The following is an 11,951-nucleotide window of genomic DNA, read 5'->3' as shown; positions in this document are numbered from 1 at the left end:
TCAGCGGTGACGAGGTCACGAACGAGCTTTGATTGTTTCGGAGTTGCATTGGTGGCGACGACGGTGACGCCTGTGTATCTTACTGTGTCAAATATTTGTGTGGTCGTGCTGCTAACGCTGGTAGGACCTGCCTGCCAGTGCCGAAACGGTCATAGTGCGTTAAATCGACGTTGAATACTGGTGACTCGCTCCCCTGCTACAGGCATCTGGCCAACATCGGCAGGCCTAGGCCGATGAGGGCATTGTCAAGCCCCGGGTTTCGTAGAGGCTCCTTTTCTTGGTTTCCTAAGCAGCCGCGGACCCTGCCGCGGACTGGTTGATCCATTCAGAATGGACCTCGATAGGCGGTCGGTACCCGATCGCTGAATGCAACCTGGACTGGTTGTACCAAGCCACCCACTTCGACGTCTCCGCCATCACCTCAATCAACCCCGACCACACCTTCCGGTCGATGAGCTCGGCCTTGTAGACCGAGTTCAGCGCCTCAGCCATGGCGTTGTCGTACGAATCCCCACGCGACCCCACCGACGCCACGACCTCAGATTCCGCCAGGGTCTCGCCATAGCGAATCGACCGGAATTGCACCCCGCGATCCGAGTGGTGCACGAGCCCGGAAACGTCTTCGCCGGCCCGGTATTTCGCCGCGAGAGCCATCGTCAGAGCGTCCCTAGCCAGCGACTCGCGCATATGGTTCGTCACCTGCCCAACCGACGATCTCCCGGTGGAACACACGAGGATGAACGTCGTGTACACCCACCCAGCTTGCGTGGGCACATACGTGATGTCCGCGACCCACAAACAATTCGGAGCCGGTGCTGCGAACTCACGTTCAACGAGATCATCCGGACACTCCTCAGCACGTGCCGAGACCGTCTTCGGACGCTTCCGCTTCCGACGGACCCCATCGATGCCCAACTGGCGCATCAACCGCTCCACCGTGCAGCGAGCCACCGGCCCGAACTGATCGACGTACTCACGGTTGATCGCCTTCCACATCTTCCGCTGCCCGTAACAGGAATAGTTCGCCTCATAGAAATCCTGGATGACCACCTTCAGTGCCTGGTCCCGACGGGCCCGGGCTGATGGTTGACGCTTCTTGAACGCGTAATACGAGCTCACAGCAATCCGTGCCGCAGTCCCTTTCAGGGCGCGCACGATTGGCTCGACTCCGAACTCGTGCTTGTTCTCGTCGATGAAAGCGACGATTCCCTCGCAAGCGGGAGGTACCCCCTCTTCGATGGGCGGTCGAGCTCCGCCGCGAAGAAAGCCGAGGCTCTCTTCAGAATCTCGTTGGCCCGCTTCGCTTCAGCCAACTCCGCCCGCAGCCGACGATTCTCCGCTTCCAAATCCACGGACTCAGTCGGTGTAGCTTTGCCGGAATCTTTGTGCTTACGCACCCAGACTCGCAAGGTTTCTTTGCTCAGCCCGAGTTCGTTCGCGACGCGGGTGATCGCACCATTCGCGGTGACCGGATCGGCCTGGGCATGGATGACGAGTTCGACGGCACGAGCCTTGAGTTCGTCGGTGTATTTCACTGGCAAGAGAGAATCTCCTTCTTCCAATCTCCCTGCCCCTATTATCCCCGGGGCGATTCACATCGCAGCGACGGATGAGCCGGTTCGAGGCTTTGACAGCGGTGGGCTACGGAAGTGGCGTAGGCGCTGACCGCAATGAGAGTCATCGGCACCTCGGCGCAAGATGATGGCGTCGGGCAAGCGCACCTCGTCTTCGGCCACCACATGTTTCATGCCCAGTGTGATTGGGCTGGCAACACATCGGCACCGGTCACGCCATACTGCAACGCAACTACCACTACCGGACTCAACATAGATGAGCATAGTTTTGGTTAGCGCCAGTGAGAGCGAGACGACCTCGGCAGTCATAATGTTGGCTCAGGCCAGCTCATAGAGGGGTGCCACGAACTGACAAGACAGAGCCTTAAAGTGGACTAACACATCGTGATACGGCAGAGAATTAGTCCACTCAAGATGATAGACTTCTAGCGTGAGAACTGACGCAGTGGACAAATATGAGATTGATCGAAACGATATAGACCAGTTAGTGAAGAAGGTCGCATCGGGAAATGCCCCTGGATCCAATGCGCTTCTTCGCCGCATGGCGCGAAAGTATCACGATCCCGAGCCACGGCTGACTGAAATGATCGTAGATGCTTTGCGAGCCAGCCCATTGCGTTCTATATCAACGGGTCAGTCTTTGGATCTGCCCACGGACAGTGACAGCCGAGTGTCGCTAGTGCGTGAGGAAGATCCTGTAACGCTTCTGAATGAGCCAATACTGTCGGAGGAGGTGAGCGGCCCGTTAGAGCAAATTGTTCAAGAGCATCGTATGCAAGACGCACTAAATGCGCAGGGCCTCACTGCAACTCGCACCGGACTCCTTATAGGCGCACCCGGAGTGGGGAAAACATTGGGGGCTAGATGGGTTGCTCGAGAGCTAGATGCGCCACTCCTCACACTCGATCTCTCCGCCGTTATGAGTAGCTTCTTGGGCCGCACTGGTGCGAACGTGCGAAGCGTACTCGACTACGCGAAGTCAAAACGTTGCGTTTTGCTTCTTGACGAACTCGATGCGGTAGCTAAACGACGCGATGATGCTTCGGAGATCGGCGAATTGAAAAGGCTGGTGACCGTCATCTTGCAGGAAGTCGACTCTTGGCCAGCAGGGTCGCTCCTGCTAGCTGCTACAAACCACGTCGAACTTTTGGATCCGGCTATTTGGCGTCGATTCGAGGTAGTGGTTCGATTCTCGGAGCCGGATGTGGAAGCTTTGAAGCAGGGTGTCATTGATTTCATCGCTGAACCAGAGCTCAATCCAGAGATCGTTGAACTCATTGCTCAGCTCTATGCTGGAGAAACTCTCAGCACTCTCGAGCGCGATCTATTGCGGGCGCGCCGGGTTGCCGTTGTACGTCATGAACCTATCGCCGCAACAGTTCTTGAAACGGCAAGGGGGAGGTTCTCTAACATTCCTGCAACGGATCGTGGAAGAGCTGCGGCAACGCTTGTCGAACACACTAGCTTGAGTCAAAGGGCAGTTAGCGAGTTCACAAAGGTGAGTCGCGACACGATTCGTAAAAATGTCGGCCTGAGAACGAACAGGAGCAGGGATGGCAAGTAATTCACGATTCCTTCTGGGCCACGGAGAGCGACTAACCGCTCAGATTGCGGGACCGGGCGGAGGGCAACCCACCGAACCTCCATACAGCTTCGATGAAGCTCTTGATCGGCTCGCTCCCGAAGTTCAGTCCATGAGCCAGCAACTAGACGCACTTCCGGAATTAACTTGCCCTGCAAATGAGGCTGTCGCTACTTTCACTCTACATCCGCAAGCTCTTGCAAAATCGTTTCATCCCAGGCGACTCCTAGACCAATTTAGCTTAAGGCAGGTAGGTTCCCGGCCGGTACAAGTGAAGCCTGAAAAATGGACTAAAAAGACTGAGCCGGAACTTAGCCCTTCAACAGAACTCTATGTGGCGGGGGACCGCGAAAACTTCCGTGAGTTAGCGCGGAGCCTCGAGGTAAGAGATTCCAGGATTAATGACGCAGTGCAGCGGCTAGAGGAGATTCACGCTCAAGGGCCTGCGGAGCGTTTAAGGAATATTGAGCAAGCTGATCGAACTCCGAACGGTCTGGTCGTCGAACTCATAGTTCATGCGACCGCGACCGATGAGTATGTGCTCGAAGCGTTCGAAGCCTACAGCAGATCAATCGGTGCGGTGCCCGATTTTGACCGCAGACTTCACGTGGGTGGACTCTGTTTCCTGCCGACCGAAATTTCCGATCGGTCTCTAGCGGAGCTTAGCCAATTCACATTTCTTCGCTCAATCCGCCCTATTTCACGATTGCGAGGTGGGCCAACGGTTGAACGTACTGTATCTTTACCGAACGCAAGGCCAGTCTCTCTACCACCCCAAGGAGTTATTGATTCTGGCATCCAGGTTGCAGTCTTAGACGGCGGATTCGATTCTAGGAGTCCAATATCTGCCTGGGTTAATACAATGCCCTTACCTGGGATAGGTCCAGCGTCAGCGGGATCTGAAGATCACGGGCATGCTGTTTCTTCTGCAATTTTGTTCGGGTCTCTGATACCGGGCGAGAAGCTCAATCAGCCGCCAGCTAAGGTTGATCATTTTCGAGTTCTCGATGAAAAATCGAGCAATGATCCCTTTGAGCTCTATGACGTACTGGCGAGAATCGACAGTATACTGAGCGATTACGACTACGAGTTTATCAATTTGAGTTTAGGGCCTGCACTCTGCATCGAAGACGACGACGTTCACCCTTGGACTGCGCTATTAGACTCGCATCTCTCCAAGGGCACAACTCTTGCGACAATTGCTGTCGGAAATAATGGTATTGAATCCGATCCCGCTGATAGACGGATACAAGTTCCCTCGGACGCGCTGAACGCGTTGTCACTCGGATCCGCAGATTCAGTTCGATCTGACTGGGGTCGGGCAGACTACAGTGCAGTAGGGCCGGGGAGAGCACCAGGAAGAGTCAAGCCAGATATTCTCGATTTTGGCGGTACCTACACAGAGCCGTTCATCGTTCATGACCCGAGAACTCCTGGGCGAATTGGTCAGACTATGGGAACTTCGTTTGCGGCGCCAGCAACACTGCGCAGGGCTGTCTCGCTTAGAGCGCATTTCGGGAGTCGGTTGACTCCCCTTGGCATTCGAGCTCTGTTGGTACATTCAGCGCAGACCCAGCCCACATTGTCTCGCACCGAGGTTGGATGGGGGCGACTTCCAATGGTGCTCGACGACATTATGCTCTGCAATGATGGCGAGGTGCGAGTTATATATCAGGGAGAACTCGAGCCAGCGAAGTATTTGCGTGCGCGTATTCCGTTGCCCAATGGTCGACTACCTGGACTGGTGACAATTGGAGCTACCTTCACATTCGCCACTGAAGTAGACCCGGAGGATCCCGGCAATTACAGTAGGGCCGGTTTGGATGTAACGTTCCGTCCTGATGATGAAAAGTTTGCGAGAGCTGACTCCGTTGATCCTAAATCGCGATCATTCTTCAAGCGCACAGATTACGATAGTGAGAAAGAGCTGCGCAACGATGGGCAGAAATGGGAAACCACATTAAGCAACTGGACTCGAATGCAGGGTAAGGGATTGCACAATCCTGTGTTCGATATTCATTACAATGCTCGCGAAAACGGTGGGTCTCCAAGGACTCCCCGGCCAATTCCTTATGCTCTAGTTGTTGATGTGAAATCACCGCAAACTGCAGACCTCTACGACAAGGTCTTACGTACTTACCCTGGAATTATCGAGGCCATTCAGCCGGTTGTTGACTTGCCCGTTCGTGTTTAAGGGAAGATATAGTCTGATTCTCAGGCGAGTTGTCGCACCGACTGTAGATCCTAAACCTGCTATTCCGACTCCGGTCGGTCAGGCACACTTAGGGAAGCGGTTTCCAATAGCACATGTGTAAAAAGTGGCGTGGACCCTCGCATCATCCTGGGCACTGGACCGCACCACTTCTGGGGTAGCCGATCGCAGAGCTTAGTCTGTCCACGCCGGAAGTCACGTACATTCAAAAACGGGCAGTCGAATTTCTGCAATTGTACCAAGCAGCGGCAGATGAATAAGAACCTGCTCGGGAGCTCTACCGACCGTCGCTTGCAATGCTTGCGAATACACTTCCAGCTGACCAAGATAGTTCTCCCGGACGTGCCCGATCGGGTCAGTACCAGGATAAGACTTGTGGTCGACGAGGATGTTCCCGCCATTCGGCAACACCACCCGGGCATCAAGCCACCCTTCCATCACTTGGCCATCATCATTGCGCCACGCGATTGGGGACTCGGTGACCACCTCGGCGTCGGGATACGTTGATGCGATCCACCCAGTCCACCGGTGCCCCAACTCAATGAGAGTCTCGGGAGTCAGCACACGGCCTGCGTCCCACCTGGACAGAATCCGTTCAGCCGCTTGGACGGCCGATTCGTATGACAGTCTGCTCAGCGGCAGACCGAGGTAGGCGTGCACAGCATCGCCGATCCGGTCCCAATCCTTGCCTCCCTTCGCAACAAGCGGCTCCCCCAGGTCAACAATGAGCGCCACGTCAGCATTGACATCGTCGGAAAGTACCCCGCTGGCGGTGAACCGTGCTGGGAGATGGAGTGGCGTCTCAGCCGGTCGTCGAGCAGGGATGTCCGTGGCGGCGTAGAAGGACGGAGCCGACGGTTCGAGCGACTGCCCGCCGACGTCCTCGCCCTCGAGCGAATATGCATTGATGCGAATCGGCAGAATATGCGGGTTTGCGCCGCCATAGTCGCCTGGTCGACGCCGGGCAGCGATCTGCATAGTGCCGGCTTCGTTCACAGCAATGGAATCGCCGTCCGTGGCTGCCGGAACGTCCCACTGCAGGAGTTCGTCATCGACCGAAGCACTGAGCACGTTCCGCCTGCCCACGGGATCGCCGAACGCCATGATGCTGTGGCATTCTGCCCGGGTGAGCGCGACGTAGAGCAGTCGTGCTGTCTCTCGATCTTCAGCGTCCTGGGCTCGGCTGACGACGTCGAGCTCACCGAGTCGCTGCTTCAACGGCCCATAGTTCTTCAGGACACCCGGAAGGTAGCGCAGTGAGCGATTCGCCAGGGGACGCCGGGCGTCGAAGACCGGGGCCCTCTCCACGTTGATCTCCCGGTGCCCATAGTCCTTATCGATCGGGATCCCGACGACCACGACCGGCCACTGCAGCCCTTTGGACTGGTGCATGGTTGTCACCAGCACGGCGTCGTGAGCCGAGGTCTGCTCGTACGCTGTGGCCGCTTCCTTGAGATGATCGAGCAGTCCTGCGGGCGTCACCGGCAAGCGTGTCTGGTGAGCCGCGTCCTCGTACTCCCCCGCGATCTGGCACAGCGCATCCAGTGTCGCCAAACGCGATTCCGGAGTCGTCCAGGACTTGGTTCTATGCGGCAGGTCGAGCGCGTCGATGATCGCTAGCAGCAGTTCGACTGACGAGTGGTGGGCCGCATTCACGGCCAGGTCGGACAGGGCGGTCAGCGTCGGATCATGCCACCATTCCTGCGGATGCTTGTATCGCTGTTCCTTGTCGGTAATTCTCGCTGTGTCCTCGAACCAAGTGTCGTGCCTGCCGTGGTCGGGCATCAGGGTGACGAGCTCGGCCAGCGCAACACTGTCGTCAGGATCGACGACAGCGGCTAACCCGGCGGCAACGAACTGTCCCTCCCTCGTCGAGAGCAAGTCGGTCGTCGACCCGACCGCACGGATGCCACGCGCTCGAAGCTCGGCCACGACTGAAGCCACCTGCGGGTTCGTGCGCATGAGGACCGCGATATCGCCTTGTCTGACGGGACCGTCCGGCAGTTGAGGCGAGCGCCGAAGAATGTCAGTGACCCCTTCGGCGATGGTGCGCACCATCCGACTGTCCGATTGCGCGTCCTTTCCTTTGTCCGAGTTCGGAACCCAGAGTTCTCTGGTGCCGATGCTGCGCAGGTGCTCACGCTGCGGTGGGATGCTCAGTGTCACCTCGTCGATCGGTTGGTCGGAGAACACCTGGCCGAACAGTGTGTTCGACAGTTCGAGGGGCGCGTCCGTCGATCGCCACGAGGCTCCGAGGTTCTCCGAGGTGGCCGTGCCCAGCTCCGTTGTTCCGTTGATGAGTGCGGAGAAGACCTCATTCATCAGGTCCGGATCGGCACCGCGGAAGCCGTAGATGGCCTGTTTGCGGTCCCCGACCCAGATGACCTCGTCGACGAGATCGGCCAGTTCCATGAAGATCGCCAGTTGGATGGGAGACGAGTCCTGGAATTCGTCGACGGCCAGCAGCCGGTACCGGGAGGCGATCGATGATCTTACCCGTTCGTTCGACTGGAGCAGGTGAAGCGCGCGGACTTCCTGATCGACGAAGTCCATCACGCCGAGGCGGTTCTTCTGTTCCTCGTACGCGCTCAGTGAGGCGATCGCGGTGTCGATGACCAGGTTGATGAGCGCCTCTATGTCATCATGGAAAGCACTGTTGGCCAACAGCTGATCGGACACGAGCGGACCGCTGGAGTTCTCGAGGATCTCGAGCGGAACCTTGCCCGGCTTCTTTCCGCCCGGCGCGGTCGGATAGTTCGCCTCTGCTACCTTCGCCCATGTCGACCACGGAGTACGTACGAAAGGGTCGGCTTCCTCGACGTGGGAATCGAGGACGCGCAGGAAATGATCGAGGGTGATGAGGCTGCCTTCGACGTTGGCGATGCTGCCCTTCTTCACGGTCACACGGGACTCGGCGGACTGCGGTGCATCGTCGAGTGCGCTGTTGAGCACGGTTCGAAGTTCCTCGATGTCGCTGGCCAGGCAATCACGCCAGGTCTGTCGTTCGTCGGATCGTTTCTCCGGCAGTGCCGAAAGGTACAGGTCCGCCGAGGCTCGTGCGGAGGACCGCAGCTCCTCCTCGCCGAGGTGGTTCGCCCGTGCTGCCTCTGCCACTGCCTTGACGAGTCGTGACCACACGATCGGACCGTGGCCCCAGGAGCCTTGGTCATCAGGACTGCCGTTGTGGCCTGTCCGCAAGAGGAGGTCTCGGTGGGTTGTTTCGGCTTCGGCGACGACTTCATCGACTGCAGCGGCGAAGACAATCGCCTGTTCAGTTTCGTCGAGGACGCGCAGTTCTGGGGAGAAGCCGGCGTCGATGGCGTAGTCAGTGACGAGTCGGCCGGACATTGAGTTGATGGTGCCGATGAGTGCAGTGCTGATCTCTTCGGCCGCGGCGATGTTGCCGTCGTCGAGCAGGCGTTTCTGGGTCTTTTCGACGAGGTCGGCGGCGGCTCGGACCGTGAAGGTGGTGGCGATGACTTCGCTGGCTCGAAGTGGCGGCTCCCCGAGCTTGGCCGGTTGTGAGAGTCGCTGCGAGAGCACCTCGGTCAGACGGTAGGTCTTGCCTGATCCGGCCGAGGCGGTGATGACATGGACGCTCATGAGTGGTCTCCCGCGATGCCATAGATGAGGTTGAAGTCGCTATAGGACTGCGGCTTGATGACGAAGAGTCTCTGATCTGCCAGTTCCTCTTCCTTGAAGGCTTTGAGGGCCTTGGTCACGTCTGTGCTCCGCACTCCTGGCGCGGTTTGCAGCTCTGCATGCACGTCGCCGCTTGGCGAGTCGAAGCGTCCGGTGGCGATGTGTGTCAGTGCTGTTTCGACCGACCGTTGGATGATGGGCCAAAGTCCGGCTGGGTCTCCGCCGAGGCCGTTCCCCACGTCGTCGAAGCTATCGGCTGCTCCCCCGGTGAAGTTCGGGTCGAGAGCGGAGTCCGTCGAAACGAATCGGCCCTGTTTGAGCATGAAATACGAGGTTAACGGTTTCGCCCCGGTCGGAGTATCGGCCGTGCGTGAGTAGACGCTGAGCTGGACGGCTTCCCCCTCGTCGATCATCGTCCGGTATCGCTTGTCATAGTTCGCCCATTTGAGGTCGACGATCGAGGGACGCCCATCGTCGAATGTTCCTTCGAGGTCGCGTTGGCCGCGCAGGGACACCATGGTCGACGTGCCGGCAATGGTCATGCTCCACTCATAGGTGAAGTCCGCCTCGGCGGCTGTGAGGTGTACTCCCCGTTCTTTCAGTGCTGTGAACAGGTGTGTGAGTGAGGTGAGCGCGGTGGAACGGATCGTGTTCCTGCGGGTGAGTTGGCCGGGCAGGAGGAGCTCCGAGGCGAATCTCGGCACCAGCCGGTCGAACGTCTTTGCAATCACCGAAGGTGTGGGGATGTTGTCGCCGCTCGTTTCTCCCGCGTCGACGAGGTGTTGGACGACCGCGTGGACGAGCGTGCCGATCATGCGATTGTCGGCGGGAATGTCGAACGTGTACCCATGCGAGAGACCGAGTGCGCGGTTAAGAGTCCACTCGAGGGGGTCGCTGAGCAGCTGATCGATCTGCGTATAGGACAGCGTCTCTGGCACAAGGTGAGTGAAGTCGCCGTCGAGGGTACGGGAGACGGTCTGTGGTGGCTGGACGACTTCGATTGCGGCGGCGTCGGTCGCGACGGTCGTGTTGTTGAGCCTCCATGACCCGTCTTCGACCAGCGTGGCCACCGTTTTGGTAATCGCGGGGTGGGAGAGAACGGCGTCAACCGACGATGTGGCAAATTGCTCGGGATCAGCGGTCGTCAGACTTTCGACAAGTCGGGACAGTACAGGGTGGAGGGAGACTCCTTCTCCACGGACTGTATCGGGGCAGAAGCACAGAAGCGTCTTGGCCGAGCGTAGGCCCCTGAGTTCGGCTGCCTGGCGGAGCCGTTCGCGCTCGGTGGCCGGCGAGATCTGGCAATCTGCCGCGGCGAGCGCCTCAATCTCTGCAGAGTCCCAGGTCCCGGCCTCGGACTGTGTAGTGCGGCATGATGACCACCATACAATCGTCTCTGCATTTGTGGGAACTTCTGAGGGGTCGTTGACGACTGTCCACGCTGCAGCCTGAGCGCTGACCGACGTATGAGCCGACTGCGGCGCGCACGATTCAGCGATGTCGAACAGTTCTCGGACACGCAGGGTGTCGACGTCCAGTGCCGTGAGGGCGGCACGGAAAGAAGCGATATGGTTCGATGCCTCGGCCAGGAATGAAGCGGTCGTGCCGCGCGCGTCTTGGGTGGTCTTCTGCTGGCGGAGCGTGAGCTTGCGCAGACGGGTACTCAGCCAATCGAGAGCCGGTTGCAAGGAGCTGACCGCCAGATGGTCGTCATCAACCGCCGGTGGGGAGACTCGGAGGAGGCCGTCGAGAGTCTGCGCCGTCTCCCACGCTTTCGTTGCGGTGTCTGGATCCTCGTTCGCACGAGCCTTGAGTATCTCGAGCGCCTTCATCCACGCCGACGCGGGATCGCCGGAAATCCCAGGCTCTTGGGTCAGGGCACTAAGCAGAGTGGACGAGGCTGATCGCGGCACGAGAGTCAACGCCGGCGTCTCGGGACCGTCGGAGCCGAAGGAGAGATGGAGGAATTCGGCAACGCGTCGAATGTCGGTCGGCGGCAGGACGGCGCTGAGAAAGACGGGAAGCACCTGGGCGGACGGAGTCGTCGGCGACGAATTCGGGACTCCCAGGGCGGGAGCATGTCGTCGTGCCAGCTGCTGGTCGAGGACAGTGGTGGAATCGCCGGCGATGATGCAGATCCGGTCGCAGTCGGACACATTCGCGAGGTACCGGGCGGCCGCCTCGGCGGTGGACCATTCGTCCTGGCCTCGGACGATGGTGAGTTCCGGCGTTTTGGTGCTCGGGCACGCCTCGGCGATGGTGACGCCGGCGTTGCGCAGGGCGGAGACGATGTCCTGCCAGACGGGTGGGAGGTCGTTGCGGCGGTCGCGGAGTTCGATCGTGTCGATGCCAAGCGGCCAGCTCGTGCCGTGGAGTCGGAGCAGTTCGAGCACTTCTCTTAGGTCGTCGACGCGGCCGGAGGCGAGAGTCGCGGACGGGTCGTGCGGCGGACCGAGGGTGACGTGCTCTTCGACAGCGGCCAATGCGTCCAAGCGCGGGTGGCTCGTGTAATCCTGGTCGTCGGTGGTCGGGTGCCATCCGGCTTCGATCGCGTCGTCGCGCAGCTGCAGGAGGTGGTGGGCGGTGTTCCACGGATCGCTGGCGAATGACCGGCGATACCAGGGGTGGTCGGCCTGGGCCAGGAGGGACCGGTACTGTGCGATCCGAACCGGTCGCTCGACCGTGGGGCGAGTCGTTCCGAGTCGGGTCTGAAGGATGCCGAGGAGACCGAGCGGGCCGGTGACGACGGTGGTGCCGGCCTCGTTCGAGTCTTCGGCGCTACTGTGAGACTTCCATGGGGCTCGGTCGAGGGTCCACCCAAACTCAATGCGCATCCCTGCTCCTTCCGGCTCATTTGATCACGACAGTAGTAGGGGCGTGGGGTTTCACCAAACGGCTACACGCGAATCGCGATTTGTAGGTGTGAGGCAGACGGTTCGTC

The 11,951-nt window shown here is 59.1% G+C and carries 6 protein-coding genes; 2 read left to right on the top strand and 4 right to left on the bottom strand.

Annotation, left to right across the window (positions count from 1 at the left end; genetic code table 11):
* Positions 1-285 precede the first annotated feature (285 nt).
* Both ACU4IU_RS16225 and ACU4IU_RS16220 read right to left on the bottom strand, forming a co-directional pair.
* The gene (locus ACU4IU_RS16225; protein ID WP_446657314.1) at positions 286-1,155 is read right to left on the bottom strand and encodes an IS3 family transposase; all 870 of its coding nucleotides are present in this window, start codon (positions 1,153-1,155) and stop codon (positions 286-288) included.
* Positions 1,143-1,535 (bottom strand): transposase, encoded by a 393-nt coding sequence (locus tag ACU4IU_RS16220; RefSeq protein WP_446657610.1) that lies wholly within the window; start codon positions 1,533-1,535, stop codon positions 1,143-1,145. The genes ACU4IU_RS16225 and ACU4IU_RS16220 overlap by 13 nt, the downstream gene beginning before the upstream one ends.
* A gap of 469 nt (positions 1,536-2,004) precedes the next feature.
* Between ACU4IU_RS16220 and ACU4IU_RS16215 the strand changes: the two genes are divergently transcribed.
* Together ACU4IU_RS16215 and ACU4IU_RS16210 are read left to right on the top strand one after the other, a co-directional pair.
* The gene (locus tag ACU4IU_RS16215) at positions 2,005-3,138 is read left to right on the top strand and encodes an AAA family ATPase (RefSeq protein WP_446657313.1); all 1,134 of its coding nucleotides are present in this window, start codon (positions 2,005-2,007) and stop codon (positions 3,136-3,138) included.
* On the top strand, positions 3,128-5,350 hold the full coding sequence (locus tag ACU4IU_RS16210) for a S8 family peptidase (RefSeq protein ID WP_446657312.1): 2,223 nt from the start codon (positions 3,128-3,130) through the stop codon (positions 5,348-5,350). The genes ACU4IU_RS16215 and ACU4IU_RS16210 overlap by 11 nt, the downstream gene beginning before the upstream one ends.
* Positions 5,351-5,563: 213 nt before the next feature.
* On the opposite strand, the gene ACU4IU_RS16205 is transcribed toward ACU4IU_RS16210, so the two are convergent.
* The gene (locus ACU4IU_RS16205; RefSeq protein ID WP_446657311.1) at positions 5,564-8,971 is read right to left on the bottom strand and encodes a UvrD-helicase domain-containing protein; all 3,408 of its coding nucleotides are present in this window, start codon (positions 8,969-8,971) and stop codon (positions 5,564-5,566) included.
* Complete coding sequence (locus ACU4IU_RS16200; protein WP_446657310.1) at positions 8,968-11,844, bottom strand: PD-(D/E)XK nuclease family protein; 2,877 nt, start codon at positions 11,842-11,844, stop codon at positions 8,968-8,970. The genes ACU4IU_RS16205 and ACU4IU_RS16200 overlap by 4 nt, the downstream gene beginning before the upstream one ends.
* Positions 11,845-11,951: the final 107 nt, after the last annotated feature.

The sequence above is a fragment of the Brevibacterium sp. CSND-B09 genome (genome assembly GCF_052906525.1).
The sequence above is the reverse complement of the archived record's forward strand: the minus strand, read 5'-3'. Positions and strand labels throughout refer to the sequence as shown.